The 19533-nt window shown below is 60.0% G+C and carries 16 protein-coding genes; 9 read left to right on the plus strand and 7 right to left on the minus strand.

Annotation, left to right across the window (positions count from 1 at the left end):
* The first annotated feature begins 7 nt into the window (after positions 1-7).
* The 5 genes from J6497_RS32035 to J6497_RS32055 all read left to right on the plus strand — a co-directional run bounded on the left by J6497_RS32035 (position 8) and on the right by J6497_RS32055 (position 6428).
* Entirely contained in the window at positions 8-511 is a 504-nt protein-coding gene (locus J6497_RS32035) for a DUF2249 domain-containing protein (RefSeq protein WP_225708216.1), read from the plus strand.
* Positions 508-822: a metal-sulfur cluster assembly factor gene (locus J6497_RS32040; protein WP_225708217.1), complete on the plus strand. Its 315-nt coding sequence runs from the start codon at positions 508-510 to the stop codon at positions 820-822. The genes J6497_RS32035 and J6497_RS32040 overlap by 4 nt, the downstream gene beginning before the upstream one ends.
* Before the next feature lie 234 nt (positions 823-1056).
* Positions 1057-2916, plus strand: a complete 1860-nt coding sequence (locus J6497_RS32045) for a flagellar hook-basal body complex protein (RefSeq protein WP_225708218.1) — start codon at positions 1057-1059, stop codon at positions 2914-2916.
* A 43-nt stretch (positions 2917-2959) separates the two neighbouring features.
* The gene (gene flgK / locus J6497_RS32050) at positions 2960-4852 is read left to right on the plus strand and encodes a flagellar hook-associated protein FlgK (protein WP_225708219.1); all 1893 of its coding nucleotides are present in this window, start codon (positions 2960-2962) and stop codon (positions 4850-4852) included.
* A 7-nt stretch (positions 4853-4859) separates the two neighbouring features.
* Positions 4860-6428, plus strand: coding sequence for a flagellar biosynthesis protein FlgL (locus J6497_RS32055; RefSeq protein WP_225708220.1), 1569 nt, complete (start codon positions 4860-4862; stop codon positions 6426-6428).
* Positions 6429-6545: 117 nt separating this feature from the next.
* Here J6497_RS32055 and J6497_RS32060 read toward each other — a convergent pair whose 3' ends face one another.
* The 4 genes from J6497_RS32060 to J6497_RS42210 form a co-directional block, all read right to left on the minus strand.
* Positions 6546-7016, minus strand: coding sequence for a hypothetical protein (locus J6497_RS32060; protein ID WP_225708221.1), 471 nt, complete (start codon positions 7014-7016; stop codon positions 6546-6548).
* Between the two features lie 68 nt (positions 7017-7084).
* Complete coding sequence (locus J6497_RS32065; RefSeq protein ID WP_225708222.1) at positions 7085-8302, minus strand: S1C family serine protease; 1218 nt, start codon at positions 8300-8302, stop codon at positions 7085-7087.
* Positions 8303-8603: 301 nt separating this feature from the next.
* Positions 8604-10970 carry a lytic transglycosylase domain-containing protein gene (locus tag J6497_RS32070; protein WP_225708223.1) on the minus strand — a complete coding sequence of 789 codons (2367 nt, stop codon included), beginning with the start codon at positions 10968-10970 and terminating at the stop codon, positions 8604-8606.
* On the minus strand, positions 10889-11428 hold the full coding sequence (locus J6497_RS42210; protein ID WP_376708301.1) for an SH3 domain-containing protein: 540 nt from the start codon (positions 11426-11428) through the stop codon (positions 10889-10891). Before J6497_RS42210 ends, J6497_RS32070 begins: the two co-directional genes overlap by 82 nt.
* A gap of 313 nt (positions 11429-11741) precedes the next feature.
* Here J6497_RS42210 and J6497_RS41695 point away from each other — a divergent pair, with 313 nt between their 5' ends.
* From J6497_RS41695 to J6497_RS32095, 4 genes are all read left to right on the plus strand, one after another.
* Positions 11742-13865 (plus strand): sensor histidine kinase, encoded by a 2124-nt coding sequence (locus tag J6497_RS41695; protein ID WP_225708225.1) that lies wholly within the window; start codon positions 11742-11744, stop codon positions 13863-13865.
* Positions 13837-14490: a response regulator gene (locus J6497_RS32085; protein ID WP_225708226.1), complete on the plus strand. Its 654-nt coding sequence runs from the start codon at positions 13837-13839 to the stop codon at positions 14488-14490. The genes J6497_RS41695 and J6497_RS32085 overlap by 29 nt, the downstream gene beginning before the upstream one ends.
* A 1188-nt stretch (positions 14491-15678) precedes the next feature.
* The gene (locus tag J6497_RS32090) at positions 15679-15867 is read left to right on the plus strand and encodes a hypothetical protein (RefSeq protein WP_225708227.1); all 189 of its coding nucleotides are present in this window, start codon (positions 15679-15681) and stop codon (positions 15865-15867) included.
* A gap of 228 nt (positions 15868-16095) precedes the next feature.
* Positions 16096-16437, plus strand: a complete 342-nt coding sequence (locus J6497_RS32095) for an amidohydrolase family protein (protein ID WP_376708303.1) — start codon at positions 16096-16098, stop codon at positions 16435-16437.
* A gap of 122 nt (positions 16438-16559) precedes the next feature.
* On the opposite strand, the gene J6497_RS32100 is transcribed toward J6497_RS32095, so the two are convergent.
* From J6497_RS32100 to J6497_RS32110, 3 genes are read right to left on the minus strand one after another with little or no spacing between them, the layout of a single operon-like run.
* Positions 16560-17558 carry an SIS domain-containing protein gene (locus J6497_RS32100; protein ID WP_225708242.1) on the minus strand — a complete coding sequence of 333 codons (999 nt, stop codon included), beginning with the start codon at positions 17556-17558 and terminating at the stop codon, positions 16560-16562.
* 11 nt (positions 17559-17569) lie between these two features.
* Complete coding sequence (locus J6497_RS32105) at positions 17570-18526, minus strand: N-acetylmuramic acid 6-phosphate etherase (RefSeq protein ID WP_225708243.1); 957 nt, start codon at positions 18524-18526, stop codon at positions 17570-17572.
* A gap of 19 nt (positions 18527-18545) precedes the next feature.
* Positions 18546-19469 (minus strand): glucosamine kinase nucleotide-binding domain-containing protein, encoded by a 924-nt coding sequence (locus J6497_RS32110; protein WP_225708228.1) that lies wholly within the window; start codon positions 19467-19469, stop codon positions 18546-18548.
* Positions 19470-19533: the final 64 nt, after the last annotated feature.

Genomic DNA, 19533 nt, shown 5'->3' on the forward strand with positions numbered 1-19533 from the left:
AAGAAGCATGACCGAATACATCGATGTAGATGTCCGTCCGATCCTGCGCGCAGGTGGCGAGCCGTTCTCGGTCATCATGTCCGCACTTGAACGCCTCGAGCCCGGGCAGGGGCTCCGCCTCTTCGCCACGTTCAAGCCGGTCCCGCTGTTCGCTGTCATGGCAGACAGAGGTTTCATGCATTCCGAGTGCGCGCTCGACGGCGGCGAGTGGGAAGTTTTGTTCACGCCGGCGGCGGCCAAGCAGACGGACGCGCCAGCCGGCGCACCAAGCTTTGGCAATTGGCCTGAGCCCGCTGTGACGCTCGACAATCGCGACCTCGATCCTCCTGAGCCCATGGTCCGGATTCTTGCGGCCGCCGAGATGCTGGCGCCCGGCGAGACGCTTTCGGCGCTGCTGCGCCGCGAACCTGTCTTTCTGTTCCCGCAGCTCGAGAAGCGTGGATACCGCTGGGTCGGCGGGTTCACGCCTGATGGCGCGACCTACGAGCTGACCGTGAGGGCTCCGTTATGACAGATGAACTCGTCGACCGGATCCGGGACGCGCTGCGCGTCGTGATCGATCCGGAGCTCGGTCACAACATCGTCGATCTCGGCTTCGTCTACGACATCTCGGTCGTCGGAGGCGCCGTCCGCATCGCGATGACGGCGACCACTCCGGGATGCCCCGCGACTGGTTTCCTGAAAGAGGGCGTAGCGAGCCGTGCCGCGCGGGTGCCGGGCGTCCGTTCGGTCGATGTCGAGATGACGTTCGATCCGCCCTGGACTCCAGCACGCATCGCGCCGGCCGTCCGAGCCTCACTCGGCTTCGCCACAGTCAACTAACCTCGGGACGACGATATCTCGGCCAGGCAACGTCGTATTCACGACGCGCGAACAGCTAGGCAAAAGTTGCTGGGTTCGGCAATTTTGATCTGGTATTGCCGGCGTCTTCCAGTCGTAATTATCTGATTTCATTATCATTTTTAATTGGCAAGTGGCTTGCAACAAATTCAACGGTTGCGGCCACGACACCCAAGACATCCCGGCGGCCGCCCGGATCCAATTGGAGATGATGTAATGGGTATCTTCGGCGCCCTGACCACGTCCGTTGCAGGACTGCGGGCAAACTCGTACGCGCTGGAAAACATTTCCGGCAACATCGCGAACTCGCAGACCACCGGCTTCAAGCGGATCGATACCAGCTTCCTGGACCTCATTCCCGACACCGGCACGAACGCACAGCTTGCAGGCAGCGTGGTTGCGAACTCCCGCAGCACCAACACGATCGCCGGCTCGGTTCAGTCGGCTTCGGTCGCCACCTACATGGCCATCAACGGCGATGGCTTCTTCGCTGTGCAGAAGCCGGGCAGCATGTCCGACAACCAACCGATATTCGACGGCGTCAACCGATACACAAGGCGCGGCGACTTCACGCTGGATCAAAATGGATATCTCGTTAACGGTGCGGGCTACTATCTCGAGGGTGTGAAGATTGATCCGACGACCGGAAATCCCACCGGAAGCGCGCCGGAAGTCTTGAGGTTCCAGAACGATTTCCTGCCGTCGCAAGCAACCACCAAGATCGACTATCGCGCCAATCTCGCCAGCTACCCGCTGACAACCAACCACCAAACATCGGTGCCGGGCTCAGAATTGCTGAGGCCTGCGGATTTCATATCCAATCCACGGACGCTTGGAACGGCTGCGACGCCGTTTGCCAATACAGGCGTAACCGGCAATGCGCGGAACAACTTTGAGACGATCGCGCAACCGATTTCCGCAGCGACGGCCCTTGCGGGCGCATCGGGCACGAATTCGCTCACGGCGGGCTTTGCGAGTGGTGACACTCTGGTGCTGAAGACCACCACCGGCGGTGTTACCACGACCAATACGATTTCATTCTATACCGGAGCCGCGCCCGCGCCTGTCGCTGGCACTACGTTTGTCGATCTCGCCACCGCAACGGTTGGGAGCCTCTTAAGCACGATTGACGGCCTTACGGGCAATGCTTCTCCATCGCCGGCGTCGAGCGTGTCGAGTAGCGGCGCAATCACCTTGAATACTGGTACGGCAAATGACTTCAGCCTTGCTGCAGGTGCTTCCGCATCGGCTGTCGCGGCATTTCAAGCGCTGGGCTTTTCGGGCACTGTTACCGGATTGCGTGCGGGCGGCGGGACAGCCGGTACCGGCATCGTCATTGGCAGCGACAATCAGACCTTTTTGAATGAGTCGATCAGCGGCGGTACCACGACCGCGTATGACGGCAACGGCGCTCCAGTCAGCCTGCAGTTCCGATGGGCCAAGGTTGAATCGTCCACCATGGGTGGGACCGATACCTGGAATCTGTTCTACCAGGTGAATTCCAACGCGACCGGAAATACCGTTGCCTGGCAGAACGTCGGAACTGACTTCAAGTTTGGTGCGAATGGACAGATGCAGCCGGTGATCGGTCAGATCACGCTGGCCGGGCTCACCGTCAACGGCACCAGCCTGGGCAACGTCACCATGGCATTTGGCACCGGCGGACTGACACAGTTTGCGGACACCAATGGCAACGTGCAAGTGAACCAGCTGCAGCAGGACGGCTACGCCGCAGGTCAACTGCAAAGCGTGTCGGTCAGCGACGAGGGACGTGTTGTCGGCACCTATTCGAATGGCCGCAATATCGATCTCGCGGAAGTCAGCATTGCCACCTTTAACGGCGCCAACTTCTTGAAGCGTGTCGACGGCGGCGCCTTTGAAGTGACCAACGAATCCGGAGAAGCGCTCTATGGAAAAGGCGGGAGCATCTCGGGCTCGTCACTCGAATCTTCCAACACGGATATCGCCGACGAATTCACGAAACTGATCGTGACGCAGCAGGCCTATTCGGCGAACACCAAGGTGATCACGACGACGAACACCATGGTCCAGGATCTGCTGAACGTGATGCGGTAATCGACACCGGCCGCGCACGTAATCGCTTGGGAGCATTGTTGTTATGAGTCTGAATGACGCCCTCGCCATCGCCATGTCCGGCCTCCGCGCCAACCAGGCGGCGATGTCGCTGGTCTCGTCGAACGTCGCCAATGCGGAAACGCCCGGCTACGTTCGCAAGACGATCGACCAGGTCACGTCCTATTCTGGTGCATATGGCAGCAACGTCGTCGTTGCCGGGATCAATCGTGAGCTCGATCAATATATCCAGGCGCAGTTGCGCACGGAAACGTCCGGAGCGGGTTACGCCTCGTTGCGCTCAAGCGTTCTGCAGCAGCTGCAAAGCCTCTATGGCGATCCGGGCTCAATCGGAACGCTGGAGAGCGCGTTCAACGACCTCACGACGGCCCTGCAGGCGCTCAGCACCAGCGCTGACAATCAGTCGGCCCGAATAAGCGTTCTCAACGCGGCGTCGACGCTCACGCAGCAGCTAAACTCGATGACGCAAGGCATTCAAACCTTGCGCGGCAACGCCGAGACCGGCATCAGGGACTCCGTTGCGACGGCGAACAATCTGCTGAAGCAGATTGCGTCAATCAACAACCAACTGATGGCCAATCCACGCGGCGGCACGTCGACGGATGCGTCGACTGCCGCCTTGCTTGATCAACGTGACCAGTATGTGACTCAGCTCTCGGAGCTGATGGATATCCGTGTCACAACCAATAGCGCCAACCAGATCACGGTTTTTACCGGCTCCGGCATTCAGCTCGTGGGCAACGAAGCTGCGACTCTGACGTTCAACGCTCAGGCCACTGTTACTGCGGGTACGACTTGGAGCAGCGACCCCAGTCAGAGCCAGCTCGGCTCTGTCATGCTTGAGTTTCCAGGCGGTGGTGGGTCGGTCAATCTCACGGCTACCGGTGCGATCAAATCGGGTCAGATCGCGGCTTATACCGAGCTGCGAGACAAGACGTTGGTCTCGGCACAGAACCAGCTCGACCAGTTTGCGGCCTCGCTGTCAAGCGCGTTGTCCGATCAGACAATAGCGGGCACGGCGATAACGGGTGCGCCGGTCCCAACTGGGACGCCTGCAGGATTTGCGCTCGATATCTCGGGTATGAAATCCGGCAACGTCATTCATCTCACCTATACTGATGCGGCGACCAATCAGCAGCGTCAAATCTCCCTCGTGCGCGTTGATGACGCTCGCGTGCTGCCTTTGTCGAATGACGTCACGGCGGACCCGAACGATCAGGTGATCGGGATCGATTTTTCCGGATCGTTCTCCTCGGTGCTCAATCAGCTCAATGCTGCACTGGGCGGCGATGTCACGTTCAGCGGGACCAGCACATCGCTGAGCGTTCTCAACAATCCCGCCTTCTCCCGGATCGATAGCGCCTCGGTTACGGTCACCAAGGACCCAAGTGCCTTGAACGACGGCAGCGCGCAGATCGCTCTGTTTACCGACAACGGTTCATCTTACAGCGGTGCGATTGGCGCGTCCGGATCTCAGATGACGGGTCTTGCGGGACGCCTGACCGTCAACAGCGCGCTGATCAATGATCCCGCCAAGCTCGTGATGTATGGGAGTTCGACGCTCGCTGGCGACACCACGCGGCCCTCGTTCATTCTCAATCAGCTAAGCACCGCGACTTACACATTTGGTGCGCAGGGTGGCGTTGGCAGTGCGAGCGCGCCGTTCAAGGGAACGTTGCTTAGTTTCATGCAACAGTTCACCAGTCAGCAGGGAGCAGACGCCGACGCGGCGAAGCAGTTGGCCGATGGCCAGAACGTCGTGCTCAGCACGCTCGAGCAGAAGATGTCGACGTCCTCGGGCGTCAACATGGACGAAGAGATGGCGCATCTTCTGTCGCTGCAGAACGCTTATTCGGCAAACGCGCGCGTGATGTCGGCGGTCAACGACATGTACAAAACCCTGATGCAGGTATTCTGAGGCAGCCATGACAATATCCGGGGTCAGTCAACGTACGTCCTACATCGGCTCAGGCATCCTCGATTTGCGCAGTCAGCTGGATACGCTGACCCAGCAACTCGCGTCCGGCAAGATTTCCAATACTTACGCGGGGCAGGGGAGTGGCCGTAGCCTTGCAATCACGCTACGCGCCCAGATCACCGGGATAGGGGCCTATTCCGATACTGCGACCAATCTGAACACACGCATTGGTGTCGTCAACCTCTCACTGCAACAGTTGGTGAAGATCGGGTCGGAAGTGAAGGGTGCCGCCGTCGGCGCAAGCGCGGATCTCGACGATACGGGCCATACCTCCGGCCAGAAGACCGCATTGCTCAACTTCATCGATTCGGTCGACATGCTCAACGCGCAATCAGGTGACCGTTATCTGTTTTCGGGCCGCGCCACGGATACCGCTCCCGTGGCATCGGCCGATGAGATCATGAACGGTCGGGGCGCGCTGGTGGCGGGATTGAAGCAGGTCATCGCGGAGCGAAAGATCGCGGATCTCGGCGTCAATCAGAATGGCCGCGTCGGCAGCGCCGTCGGCACGCCGGCAACATCCGTTGTCCTCACCGAGGAGGATGCAACGCCGGCACCGCCACAGCAGGCGCAGCCGTTCGGGATCAAGCTCACCGGCGTATCCACAAACATAGCGGGCGCGACCGTCACTCAGCCCGTGGACCTGCCCGCGACCGTTCCGCCGGCGCCACCGGCAACGCCGGTGCAAAAGTCGATGTCGGTAGACCTTGGCACGACCAATCCGAAGGCCGGCGATCAGGTCAAGTTCACCTTCACCATGCCGGACGGCACGAAGGAGGATATCGTCATGACGGCATCGGACACCACTCCGCTTGCCGCCAACAGCTTCTTGATTGGTGCTGATACCACCGAGACCGCAGCCAACCTGAACACAGCGCTGGGAACCTCGATGAAGAATCTGGCGAACGGTCCGATGGTGGCGGCCTCGGCGATGGAGGCCGGTGAAAATTTCTTCGATCAACCTCCGCTGCGCGTCGATACGACGCCGCTTGCCTCGGCCACCGCGCTTGTAGCCGGCACGCCCGACAACACCGTGATTTGGTACAACGGTGAACAGAATACGCCGGCGAACGGTTCGGCGCGTGGATCCGCGGTAGCCCAGATCGACACATCCATTGCGGTGCAGTATGGCGCCAGAGCCGATGAACCGGCATTGCGTGCGCAGTTGCAGACGGTGGCGGTATTCGCGGCCGTGAGTACGTCGGCGACGGATCCCTATGCCAATGCCCAGGTGACTGCCCTCAACCAGCGCGTCGCGAACACTCTGGCAACGGTCCCGGGGACCCAGACGATTGAAGGTATCCAGGCCGACTTCGCCGGCGCGCAGGGGTCCATCAAAGCTGCCACCGACCGGCAGGTTCAGACCAAGGCGATGGCCCAAACAATGCTGGACTCCATCGAAGGCATCAATGACGACGAAGTCGCGACCAAAATCCTGGCACTACAGACGGCGCTGCAGGCATCATATCAAACGACATCGATGCTTTACCAGATGAGCCTGGTCAAATTTATCTAGCCACAGACTTGGTCGCGTTCGTCGGCGTGGCGATTGAATATGCCGGCGTTCAACTTGAATCGTTAGCAGCCAGTATCTTTCCGACGCTTCTACGGCTGAGCGGGCAGTGAAAATGCCTCAGTGTCCGGCAAGCCGCTCGGCATTCCGCGCCACCGACGCGGGCTGGCGCCGCTCGGATTCCAACCGCTTCCCATCAGCATTATCGCTTGTAGGAAGTTGCAGCACCGTCGCCCTCTGGCCAGGCCGAAGCCTTGTAAGGAGCACAATCTTGCCGTTCGCAAACTCCAGCGCGTCGTGGTGCGTATCTGTCGTCCGCTGATTGATCTTTCGGAAACGCGCGAGCCGCGCTCCAATGCTGCCGAAGTGCATTCTTGGGAAGAGCGTCGCAAACGAATGGTTGCAGACAGCCTCCTCGCTGAAAGCAAGCTCGGTGCCTGGCAAGAGGCACACCGCCATTCCCGGCTCCGCAGCCGCTGAGAACCCACGGGTAGTGGTATTGGGGAATTCGCTCGTAATCAGCAGATCCCCCGCCTTTGCACGACGCGAGTGGATGGCATGCAAGCTGTAGTCACACATTAGAAGCTCCATCTTACTTGCTTCGTAGCGCCTGGGCAGGGAAGACAGGCCAAGGAGATTCCTTTCGCTCCCACGATTGACTATCCGGGATTGTCTCGTGATGACTTGGGCTGATCGGGCAACTGACCCAACGTCACATTGAGAGAATTCTCCTTTCCGTGCCGAACTGTCGCAAGCTGGATCGAGGAGCCGGGCGCCATCGCATGGATCTTCTTGGTCAGTTCGTTCGCATTTTTGACCGGCTCTCCGCCTGCGGACGTAATGACGTCCCCGCCTTTTAGTCCAGCTTTCGCAGCCGGGCTGTTATCTTGAACGCGCGCAACGATGGCACCACGGAGATTGTTCGCGCCGAGGCTCTCAGCAATTTCAGGGGTGACCGACTGAACTTCAGCCCCGATGGATCCGCGCGTCACGGCTCCCTTATCCTTCAGCTGTGGTATTACCGATTTGACAGTGTCAACCGGTATTGCAAAAGCCACTCCCGCCCAGCCTCCAGATGGTGAAAAGATCATACTGTTAACGCCGATCACATCGCCATTGGTGTTAAAGCTCGGCCCGCCGGAGTCGCCGTTGTTGATGGGGGCATCAATCTGGATGAACCCCTCGCTGGAGCCAGTCCCGAGTTCGCGCTCGCGCGCCGAGACAATGCCCGCAGTGACGGTGCCTCGAAGTCCGAATGGATTGCCCGCAGTGAGGACCCAATCGCCGACACGAGGTGATTGGTCAGCGAGTCTCACGTAGCTGAAGTCGGTGCGTCCGTCGACCTTGATCAGGGCAAGGTCGCTCAGTGAATCCTTTCCTACGACTCTCGCCGGGTAGGTCTTTTCATCGCTAGTGCGGATCTGAGCCGTATCGGTATCTTCAACCACGTGGCTGTTTGTTACGGCATAGCCATCCGCCGAGATGAAAAAGCCTGATCCGATCGCAATCGTTTCGATTGTGTTCGGGGCTTTCCCTGGATCCGAGCTATGCGGCCCAGGCGCCTTCTTCGGGTGGCCCCGATCTGGGGCACCAAACCCGAACGGCTGATTGGGCAGCGCTCTTTGTGTCGCGGTACCCCTTGATGTGACCCCAATCACTGCTGGTCCAATTTTTTCAGCGAGATCGGCGAAATTGCTAAGTTTCCCGTTATGCCCGGCGTCCGCAACCCGATGCATTGAAGCTGGGGGCGTCCCTGCGGAACTGGCGGCGACGGCCTGCGAGTGCGCGGCATTCGGGCTCACCAGGATCGCAGATGTGATGATGCCACCCAAGGCCGACGCGCGACGATAGCTGAAGGACGAATTCCGGTATTCCATTTCCCCTCCCACTGCTGGTCGCGGCCCAGGCCCATTTCGGCGCAGTTCCCAGCCCGCTTTGGAATCGTGGTTGGTTCCCTTGGCTGTGCTCCAACACTCGCTGCGGAAGACATGGCCCAACACTTTGCGGAGGAAGCAGTTCCTCTCCAGCGGGCCAGGCAACCGTGCGGACTCACTTGCCGGCTACAGTGTCGGCCAGGACGGCACGCTGCTCAATAGGCCTGCGCCGAGACTGTCCATGCGACCGTTGAATCGGGCAGGGATCGTTCCCAACTGCACTGCGGACCCAAGGGCACCGAGGCTATCCGTTGCCTCCGCGCATATCAGCTTCGATGGTCAGGCGCGCGGACTCACTGAAGCGTGATCGATAGACTTGCAGGTTTTCCATCACCCGTTGCACGTAGGTTCGTGTCTCCACAAACGGAATGCGTTCGACCCAGTCTACCGCGTCCACATTCGGATCGCGCGGATCTCCATAGAGCGCGATCCACTCCCTGGCGCGCCCGCGTCCGGCATTATAGCCGACAAACGCTAGGACATGGTTGCCGTCGTATGTGTTGACGAGATCGGCGATTTCCGCCGAACCTAGTTGCACGTTATAGCTAGGATCGCTCAGGAGTCGCTTGGGCTCGAATTTGGTGCCCAGCCGGCGGGCGATGGTTTGCCCTGTCTGGGGCGTCACCTGCATCAATCCATGGGCGTTGGCGGACGAAACCACCCTCGCATTGAAGGCGCTTTCCGCCCGCGCGAGGGCGTAGACAAGACTTAGGGGTGCCTTCGGTCCAACCGCAACATATTTAGGCAGGCCGAACCGGGGAAAGGCATAAGGATCAAAAGCAAGACCGCGCACCAGCGCGTTCTTACCCAGCGTCAGCATGGCACGTGCATCCCTGTATCTCGCGGTTGTTTCAGCGATCAGCGTCAGCACGCCGACATCGTCGATGCGATCGAGGTCGGCGACGAACGGAATGACCAAGTCCTGATTGCCGGTTGCGTAAAGAAGCTCGACGGCTCGGACCAGATCGATATTGCGCAAGGTCGCGCGCTGCGTGTCATTCAACTTCGGCGGCCGGCGTAACGCGATCTTGCGCTGACCGAGACGCGCGCCTGCAAGCTGTCCGTAATAGGCCGCGGAGTGCCGCGCCGCTCCCTCGTAATAGCGGCGTGCCTCGCGACTGTGGCCGGCGGCTTCGGCCGCTCGTCCGAGCCAATAGCCGGCGCGGGCGAGCGATGTCGGATGCGTTGTGATCTGCGGCATGCGAGCGAAGTGCTGCGCTGCCGTATGTGGGTCGTTGAGAAACCGAAGTGCAATCCATCCTGCGGTGAACAGTTGGTCGACGCGCAGGGATTCCTTGGACGGGAGGACGGCCTCGCTGGCGATCCGGTAGGCGAGGCGGACCTTGCCGTCGTCAAGCAGCTTGCGGACCAGGATGCGGCGCTCGGTCCACCACGCATCGGGATCGCGGATTGCGCCGGGATCGCGAGAGACCGACAGCATCAGTGCGGCGGCCTCGCCAACGTGGCCGCCGCGGCGCAACCATTGAATGCGAGTGAACATATAGGCGGGGTCGGCACGCGCGGCCATCGGCACGGCGTTGAGCAGCGTATGCGCATTGCCCGCCTTGTGGTTAACGGCCGCACGCGCCTTCACGATGGCCATCGCGGTCGCTCCGAGGCGACTTGCCGCGCGCATTGCACCATCGAGATCATTGGCATAAAGCCGAGAACTCATGCGTGCCCTGTGATCGGCCGTTGTCAGGAGCGGCCCAAAGGTCGCGAGCACCTGCTCTTCGAGCTGAGCGGAGAAGTTGCCGTCGTGCCAGGCGGAGCGGGCGTATTCTTGTGCCGCGCGTCGATTGCCACGGGTCAGGTGCGCGCGGGCGATAGCGAGCTTACCAAGCGCGCTGAGCGGCTCTTGCCCGGAGAAGAACGCGAAGACGACGCTGGGCTCGCTCCGCTCGATCCAAAGCCGGACCTCTGCACGTCGCCGAAATAAATTGATACTGGGCCAGGATGGGTGGGCGCGCACGAACACGGCGTAACGGGCCGAACTCATCGCTTCGTTGCCGATATCACCGGAGCGCAGCGTCACCCACTCCACGAGTCCCTTGCCGATGGTGTCATGAACCTGGTCGCGCCGATCTGCCGCCGCGTTTATTTTGCCTCGACGCGCCAAACGGATCGCATCTTTGATCGTTTGGATCTCCGCGCGGGACGGCATACCCAGGGGTGAAGCTGCGGATGTCCGTGCCATCGACGAAAGAAAGCGGCCGATCGCGTCAGGGGCTGTTGGAGCAGCCGTTTGGTTCGGGTGAGAAGGTGACACAGGGGAACGCTGCTGGATCTTGCGCAGATTCGCCGCAAGGTGCTCCTCCGGCGCAGTCGCACCGCCCGTACGCGGTTTGGCCGCGAGCTTGCCGCCGTCAGACACCTCAATATCGCGCTGCTTCTCGTCATTTGGCGCACCAATCGCGTGAGAGCCGAACAGAACTGCGCCGGTCACGAGCGAAATTTGCGCAATGCGGATATGAATCATCTGGCCATCAAAGTCCCTGCTGCGATAGGGGCCGGTGAAAGTGGATGGGACTAGAATTTTTCGCCTGGATACGCGCCCCACAATTTTGTTTGACGGATATATCCTCTTCGTCCCTTGACGCGCACGCGGCACCAGCGTCCGTCGCACCGGTCGATGTGAACCAGCACGTTCTGCTGCACGATTGCGACAATCGGTGCGTCTGCGGCCGGACTGGCGCGCAGCGAGACCGGCTTGGCTCTATGCCATGGAGCGACCAGTGCCGTCTTTTTGCCGGAAAGCAAGGCGCCCAACATCCATCCCTCCTGCCCCTCCCAATCGCGGATTCGCCGCCAATGTTCGAATTCGGCAGTTATCTCGACCGGAACCTCCTGGCCGACGAACGTCCATTTAAGAGGGTAGTCGATACCCGGTCCCAGACGCACGTTCGCAGGCGCGGCCTTTACAGAAGCGAAGCGAGGTAGCGGAAGGCCGGTCGTCTGTCCGACATCCGATGCGGATGCGTGGGCCGTGTGCAGACCCAGGACGATGGCTGAGAGGATCAAGCGCCGGAAGAAGTGGCGCTTCGGAACTCGTAGCGTTGAGTGCGACAAAAGGTGACCGGTTCAGATGTTCGGACGGAGTTCGAGCTTGCAGCTCAACCTCGGTCACATGTTATGAACATCGTCTTAAGCAGCGAGTCGAACCGGCCTCCATCGTGCAGTAGTGCTTGTGGTCAGCATCGTAGACAGAACAGAGCTTCTGTCGCCAATTCCTATGGTGTTGTCTGCGTTGTTATCGACGGATTTTGACCTGAGAGGAAGACCGTCGGTTTCAACGTCAGGATTTTCCTGACAGAGCAGCCGCGGATATGATCCTTGGCAAGACAAACTCTGAACTAAGACAGGCCAGGAAGCTTGCAGATGAGTGCCCATCATTGTTGAATCTGATGCGAGAGAGGATGCACGCGAACATATGAATGTCGTCGAGCGATTTTCTAAAGGCGGCGGCAAGCAGGCTGTTTGGCTGTTCATCGCGCTTGCTCTGAGTGCGGCTATTCCGGTGCTTCTGCTCGGGGGATGGATGGCGTATATTACGGCTGACCGTGAGCGCAGTTACGCACGCCAGGTGGCCACAGAAGCTCTCACGCAAGTCGCGCACCGAATTGAAGGAGAGATTTCCAGAGAAATGCTGGTTGCCAAGACGCTTGCGAACTCGACTGCGCTTGACCGTGGTAACCTGAATGACTTTTACCAGGAGGCGACGCGGCTAGTCGCCGACCGTCCCTTGTGGGAAACAGCGTCGCTGACGAAACCGGATCTGGAGCAGGTCCTTAACGTGTTGCGGCCGCTTGGTGATCCTCTCGGCCCGGTAACGGATATGGACAGCTTTAATGCTGTCCTCCGCGCCCGCAAGCCCGTCTTGGGAGGACTCGGCGCCTACCAGCCTGCAATCGGCAAAAGGCTGGTGGCTTTGCGTATCCCCGTTATCCGGGATGGCGAGCTTCGCTACGTGCTGACCATCGGCCTCCTGCCTGACCAGATCAGCACGATCTTGGGGGAAGCCGGATTGCCCGCCGGGTGGGCGGGAACGGTCGTTGATGCAAAGGAAAGAATTGTCGCCCGCACTCCAGACAACGAACTTGCGAGCGGAGATGCCAAGACGCCTGCCGTACAGGAAGCTATTGCTCGCGGCAAATCCAATTCGTTGCGCACCAAGACCAGTGAGGGGCTCGACGTTGAAACCGTCCATCGCGCGTTGGCTGGCACTGACGGCTGGTCGGTGCATGTGGGGGTGCCTGTATCGGAGCTTAATGCGCCCGTATCTCGCTCCCTGCGCCTGTTGATCGGAGGAACGACCGCGAGCTTGGCATTGGCACTCGCCCTTGGATTGGTGATCGCGCGGGAAATCGCCCAGCGACGCCATCTCGAGGCGCTCCGCTCGGCTGCCGCGCTGCTGGACAGTGAAAAACGGGGCGCATTGGCCATTGATGCCGCGGAACTCGGTACGTGGCGCTGGGATCTGGCCGCAAACGAGTTCAACGGCTGCAATCGCTTTTGTATGCTGCTTGGGTTGCCTGGCGCTGCATCCGGTGCAACGAAGTGGTCTGCAGATGAAGTTTTTGCACTGGTGGAGTCATCGTATCGATCTGCTCTGTCGTCGTTCGCCACGACTTGCCTTGAAAGCGGCAAATCAAGCAGCGTCGAGTTTCCCATTCGGACACAGAATCGCGGTGAGTATTGGCTACGGGCTGCCGGAAGGGCTGAGGGGCAATCCAATCACCGTCGTGTAATTCACGGAGTATTGGCCGATATCGACGTCCTCAAGCGCGCGGAGACCGAGAGATCCCATTTGCTGCGGCGGTTGGCATCAGCTCAGGAAGAGGAGCAGCGGCGGATTTCCCGCGAATTGCACGATCAAGTTGGACAAACGGTAACAGGACTGTCGCTTGGACTAAAGGCGCTTGAACAAGGATTGGCCCAAGGAAAAGATTTAAGTGTGGCAGGCGAGCAAGTGCGCTGGCTTCAGGAGCTTGCCATCCAGATCGGTCGTGACATTCATCGCTCTGCTTCGGACCTGCGGCCAACAGCCATCGATGATCTGGGCCTTTTCAAGGCTATCGGAGCCTACGTCGCGGAATGGCAGGAGCGCTATGATATCGATGTCGATATGCAGACGTTTGGGCAAGACAATCCATTACCGCTTGACGCCGCAGTCGTACTATACCGGATCGTGCAGGAAGGGCTGACCAACGTTCTCAAGCATGCCCACGCAAGCAAAGTCAGCATCATACTTGAGCGGAAGTTGGAAGTGTTTGTGCTCGTTCTTGAGGACGATGGAGTTGGTTTTGATCCGGACGACCGGGTGCGGCCAGACGGCGGCGAGGTCTCGGGTCTGGGGCTCTCTGGTATGAGAGAACGGGTAGCGCTTCTGGGCGGCACTATCGCCGTGGAATCTGCTCCAGGGAGAGGGAGCACGATCTTTGTGAACATACCGTTGGAGGAGCCAGACGGCGAAACAGATGACACCCATTCGCATCAGCCTGGTTGATGATCATCCCGTTGTGCTCGCCGGGATCAGGGCCCTTCTACAGGTGGCGCCTGAGGTCGAGCTTGTCGGCGAAGCGAATACCGCTGCAGCGGGTCTAAAGATCATTTGCGAATGCTCTCCTGATATCGCCGTAATCGATCTTTCGCTACCGGACATGAGCGGCATGGAACTTGCGCGCAAGGTGAGCAAACACTGCCCAGAGGTGAAAATCGTTGTGCTCACCGTTCACGAAGATCGTGCTTACGTCCATCCCGTCTTCGAGGCGGGGGCCAGGGGCTATCTCTTGAAACGGTCGGCTGGGGACGAATTGCTACGCGCGATCCGAATCGTGAAGCAGGGCGACACCTATCTTGATCCTGCAATAGCCGAGAAGACGTCGGTGACCGTTCTTCATCCGCCTTCCGCAGCTGGCGCTGATGACGGGAAACTCAGCCGGCGCGAAGAGGACGTACTCAGGCTTGTGGCTCAGGGACTCAGCAACAAGCAGATCGCCGGGCAGCTAGGGGTTAGCATCAAAAGTGTTGAGACCTACAAGGCGCGTGCGTCTGAAAAGAAGGGGCTCCGCAGCCGCGCGGATATCGTTCGCTTTGGGGTCAGCCACGGCTGGCTTATTGCGCCCAACTGAATAACGCATTTCGACCGAACGCTGCGGATCGACTTCCTTGAGAATACGATCCTTGGGCTGGTAATCCGGGCACTCTAGTAGCTTTTATCCGGTCTTCCCGACAAAGCATCAGGAACAACCTTTCAGACTGGGCGGCAGACCATCAACTGATAGCTAAGACCTAGAGATGCGTCGTCTAGCCAACGGTGCAGGAGACTTGGCCGACTCCTTGGCTTCGATGACCACCTCCACATGGCTCAGATGTCGTTTTCGAGCAGATGCGTCGGCAGCAAAAGGTCCGCCCTGGGACTTGTTGATCGCATCGATTCAGGCGAGCGAACCGTTCAACTTCTGCTGAACGTCCTCGGCCCGAGAGTCGTTATTGCAGATCAGGCAGATTGCTTTCGACGTCAGCTGGCCGTTTACACCTATCCGTTCGTAACGGTGCGGCGTTCTCTCCGAACACGGCTCGCAGTAGGCCAAAGGTCGATTCTCACTTCTTTTGCCGCTGAACATTTCATAGCCCCCAGGTTGTGTATTGAACGTCGCTACCTTTTCCTCGTCGCAAGCAATTCAATTGTCACCAACCCTAGAATAATGATCGCCGACGTTAGAGCTTGGCTCCTGAGCGCGGCGCTTGGTATTCCAAACTCGTAGTGAGCGATGTACGCCAGGGAATAGGCAACGAATGCCGCGGTGCACGAAACGAATACAAATGTGAGTGCGAGATCAGCAAGCTTCTTCACGTGCGCTTACCTAGTGCGATCAACACGCCGGCCAGACTTCGTGACAGTTTGTTGTGTGGGAGCCGAGGTTGCTTCAAAAGACCCTGGGCCGTTTCGATGCAGAGCGATCGCCAGCATTCTCGTGGAAGGGAGAGCATGAGCCGAAGCGTAAGGTATCCGACTGACAAGGAGGTGTTGGCTCCGGCGTTTGCGTCGGCCGGATCTGGCAAGGTCCTTCGCTGAACACGGCCCAGCACGGGGATGTTTTTGCTCCGATATTAGCTCCAGTCATCATAAAGGGAGCGCGACGTTAGAAATGTCAGGAAAAGCCTGTCAGAAGCGGAGGAAGAACAATTGTGATAGGCGGTTGGGTGATCACCCACCAGCAAGACTCGCTGACCTGTCAGGGCTTTCCTGACAAGACGGCGTGTCGGCGTCCTCTTAAACGGTCCATGGAGTATTATAGGATCCGGATGATAATAGCATGATCGCTACCGTGGGGTTGGCACTTTTGGTGCTTCTTGTGGCGCTCATCTATATCCTAGGACCGACCTACGGCAACGAATACCCGCATTGGCGCCGGATCAACTCTGCGCAGTCGCTTCATGCGCGCATCGTGCTGATCTGCTTGGGGTTCGGAATAGCGGCGCTTCTGAAATCAATGCCGAGCTAGCGGCATTTTGGCGCTTACCATATTGGCAGGAGCGAAGCGCGATCGATGGTTTCTCAGTTCGGAGCAGCTCTAGTCGTCCTAAAATCCGTCATCGTAGCTGGAACATCCCGAATTGTTGCGCAGCAGGAGACGAAGCCGATGATCGGTGTTTCAGTCGCTATTCTGATCGCGTTGAGCATAGGAATATTTATCGCACATGCGCTCGATGCCTGGCGAGCAAACTGATGGATCAATTGCGGCGAGCAAGCGATCCAATGTAGCAAGGACGATCCGAATCTGCGGAAGATGCTCGAGCTGCTGTCGAAGGGCAATTTCTGGGTCATGCTGTCGCTCGGGGAGAAGACCTCAAAAGCCGATCCGCCTTGGGACGATGTCATCCCCATCGCACGCACCTATATCGTGGCCGCGCCGGACCGCTGCGTCTGGGCCACCGACTGGCCGCATCCGGTTTCGATCGTGCAGCCACCCAACGCCGCCGATCTGCTCGAGCTCATGTACAAGTATGCGCCTGATGAAGCGACGTTGGAAAAGATCCTCGTGCACAATCCGGCAAAACCATTCGGATTCTAGCCTGGATCATGATCGGCTTGCGCGCGAGACGCGTTTGTTACGTTTCGGCGAGGTCGTTTCCGGCGTGAAACTGGTGCGGCGGCGCTCCAGCTTGCGATTGCCACCCAGCGATTAGTCAGCTGTCAAAATGTCTCGGTGATCTTGCTCAGGCGAGGAGGACGATCCGGGTCAAATCCGCAGGCGCGCGCCGTCTGCTCGATCATCCGATAGGCTGGAACGAGCATGGTGATCGGGTCGGTGGCGGGGTCATCCTCGGCCAACCAGGGCAGCGAGCCACGCGGTCCGCCGCAAAGATGCAGCGCGATATCTTGCTCGCGCAATTCGTCTGCAAGCGCGTCCACCATAGCCGCCGTTTCATCCATGAGGCGCATCATCACAACCGGCGTGCGCGATGATAGCGCGGCCCGCGGCCCATGCTGCAGCTCGGCGGCGCTCAGACCGATGGAAGGCAGGCGCAGGATTTCCGAGAGTTTGAGCGCGATCTCCCGCGCCGAACCCAGGCCCAGGCCCCGCGCCGCCACAAACACGGCTGATGCCTTGGCGAGATCATCGGCAACCTCGGACCAGTCGAGCGCCAGCGCGCGGTGCAGGCGCTCAGGCAGCCTGTCGAGGGCTGACCGCAGCGCACGATCTTCCGCCAGCTCGGCAACAAGTCCGGCGCTGGCGGCCATCGAGCCGATCACGGTCTTGGTCGCCGCTACAGAGTGCTCGCTGCCTGCTTCGATCGGAACGACGAACTCCGCTTCGTCAGCCACTGGCGAGGAGGTCGCATTGACGATGGCGATGGTGCGGGCGCCCGCGGCGCGCGCCGACCTCGTCGCTGCGACAAGATCCGGACTGCGCCCGGATTGCGAGATCACGATGAACAACGCATGGCGCAGCATCAAGGGCGTGCGAAATGCCGTGATCACCGAAGGAGCGCTGGCTGAGACGGGAAGGCGAAGCCGCGTCTCGACAAGATATCTTAAGAAAACCGCAGCATGCCCAGAGCTTCCCCGGCCGCACACGACGCACAGGGGAGCGGAGCCAATCCCAATTCGCTGTGCGACGTCGCGCGTGGCGTGACGGTTACGAACGATGTTGGCGACAACATCCGCGCTTTCCCCGATTTCGCTCGCCATCGCGGATGTTGTCACGGCTCAACCGCTCCGCCCTGCTTGCGTGACGCCGCTCCCTCGGGATGCCGGTCACGATCCTTGGCGAGATCCTTGGCGAGCTCGGCAAACACGCGCCGAAGGTTGCCGTCACAGCTTTTCAGCATAGTCTCCGCATCAACCCTATCGACACCCAAAGCCAGGAGGCCTGCCAACTTGATGTCTCCCTCGGCCTGCTCAAGCGAGCGTGCCGCGTGCGACGGATCACAGTGCGCGATTTGCGCCACCATGGCCTCGGCACGCCGCTTCAGCTTGGCATTGGTCGGCTGCATGTTCACCATCATGCCGCGATACACCCGGCCAAGGCGCAGCATGATCCCCGATGATATCAGGTTTAGCACAACCTTCTGCGCGGTGCCCGCCTTCATCCGCGTGGAGCCGGCAATCAGCTCGCGGCCGGTCTCGATCAGGATCGGAAACTTTGCCGATGCCAGCAGTGCGGTGCCGGGATTGTTGGCGACACCGATCGTCACTGCACCGAAAGAGCCAGCCTGCTGCAGCGCCGCGACCGTGAATGGCGTTGTCCCGCTGGCGGCAACAGCGATCACCACGTCGTGCGGTGTGAGCCGCGCGGCATTGATCTGGGTGACCGCATCATCGACATTGTCCTCCGCGCCCTCGATGCTGCTGACGAACGCGCTGTCTCCGCCGGCGACGATGAAGCGGACGCGCTCGTTGGGCCAGGCGAAGGTCGGCATCAGCTCGGCGCCATCCTGGACCGCCACGCGGCCCGAGGTGCCGGCACCGACATACACAATGCGTCCGTGATCGCCCAGCGCCGCCTTGGCCGCTTCGGTCGCCGCAGTGATCGCGGGGAGCGCGTGGCCGATCGCCGCGACTGCCGCAAGCTGGCCCTCCCACATCGCTTCCATCGCTGACGTCAGCGGCCATGCATCAAGATCGGCAAAACGGGGATCGACGTCTTCGGTGGCCATATAGTTGATCCATGTGCCATCAAGCGCGGAACTCTGGAGCCTGTTCATGATCAGTTTCTCTCTTGGGCAGGTCAAGCCGCCCTCGCGCCACCAGTAACGCGCCGGCCGCCGCGTCGGCGTCAGGACACTTCAGGCGGGCGCGCAGATCAGGCGTCAGCCAAGGCGTAATGGCATCCGCGAGTCCACCCACCAGCGAGAGCCGGTCAATCCCTCGGGCCAGGAACAGATCGAGCAGATCGCCAATGGCATCGGCCGCGCGTTCGATAATGCGACGGCCAACCGGATCGCCGTGATTGGCGTGCCGCATCACGATCGGCGCGAACGCAGCATAGTCTGTGGCCCTGGCTTCCTCAGACCAAGCCACCGCCTGATAAGGATCATGATCGAACGCGCCCAGCACTTCTGAAAGCAATGGGGTCAGCTCGCCGCGGCGATCCGCGGCCCGCAGCGCCAGTCGAACAACCTGCAGGCCGATGTCGGCGCCGCTGCCTTCGTCGGACACGGGAAAGCCGTAGCCGGCGAGACGGATTTCGCGGCCGTCGATCAGGCCGACACCTACCGAGCCTGTGCCGGCTACCACTATGGCCCCGTCCGCGCCGCCATGGGCGCCGAGACAGGCCGCCAGGCCGTCGCTGATGAAGATGACGGATGCAAAGGGATGCGCAATCTTGTTGAGCGCCGCTTCCGCGCCCCGGCGGCCAAGACCGGCAAGACCAATTCCGGCGCGCATCCGCGCGAAATCCTCGCGGGTCAGTCCGGCCTGTGCGGCTGCCGTTTCGGTAGCCTCCATGATGGACCGCCAGGCGTTCTCGAAGCCGATCCGCGTCGTGGCCGGTCCCGAGTTCGCTTCACCGAGTACCCTGCCGTTTTCGTCCTCAATCCGGGCGCGGCAGCGGGTTCCGCCGCCATCAATGCCGAGATATGTGGTACCTTTTGTTCCCATGGAAAGTTAACGCGAGGGTTTCGCTCCGGGTCCTCCCAAAAGCCCCTTCGTGTACATATGAAGT

Origin of the sequence: Bradyrhizobium cenepequi (assembly GCF_020329485.1) — a bacterium.
GTDB classification, from domain to species: domain Bacteria; phylum Pseudomonadota; class Alphaproteobacteria; order Rhizobiales; family Xanthobacteraceae; genus Bradyrhizobium; species Bradyrhizobium cenepequi.

Coding starts and splice junctions, on each gene's coding strand:
- J6497_RS32100 (WP_225708242.1), bottom strand. CDS start 17,558: ATGGCGAGCGAAATCGGGGAAAGCGCGGATGTTGTCGCCAACATCGTT.
- J6497_RS32060 (WP_225708221.1), bottom strand. CDS start 7,016: ATGGAGCTTCTAATGTGTGACTACAGCTTGCATGCCATCCACTCGCGT.
- J6497_RS32065 (WP_225708222.1), bottom strand. CDS start 8,302: ATGGAATACCGGAATTCGTCCTTCAGCTATCGTCGCGCGTCGGCCTTG.
- J6497_RS32040 (WP_225708217.1), top strand. CDS start 508: ATGACAGATGAACTCGTCGACCGGATCCGGGACGCGCTGCGCGTCGTG.
- flgK (WP_225708219.1), top strand. CDS start 2,960: ATGAGTCTGAATGACGCCCTCGCCATCGCCATGTCCGGCCTCCGCGCC.
- J6497_RS32105 (WP_225708243.1), bottom strand. CDS start 18,526: ATGGCCACCGAAGACGTCGATCCCCGTTTTGCCGATCTTGATGCATGG.
- J6497_RS32045 (WP_225708218.1), top strand. CDS start 1,057: ATGGGTATCTTCGGCGCCCTGACCACGTCCGTTGCAGGACTGCGGGCA.
- J6497_RS32090 (WP_225708227.1), top strand. CDS start 15,679: ATGATCGCTACCGTGGGGTTGGCACTTTTGGTGCTTCTTGTGGCGCTC.
- J6497_RS32085 (WP_225708226.1), top strand. CDS start 13,837: ATGACACCCATTCGCATCAGCCTGGTTGATGATCATCCCGTTGTGCTC.
- J6497_RS32035 (WP_225708216.1), top strand. CDS start 8: ATGACCGAATACATCGATGTAGATGTCCGTCCGATCCTGCGCGCAGGT.
- J6497_RS32110 (WP_225708228.1), bottom strand. CDS start 19,469: ATGGGAACAAAAGGTACCACATATCTCGGCATTGATGGCGGCGGAACC.
- J6497_RS32055 (WP_225708220.1), top strand. CDS start 4,860: ATGACAATATCCGGGGTCAGTCAACGTACGTCCTACATCGGCTCAGGC.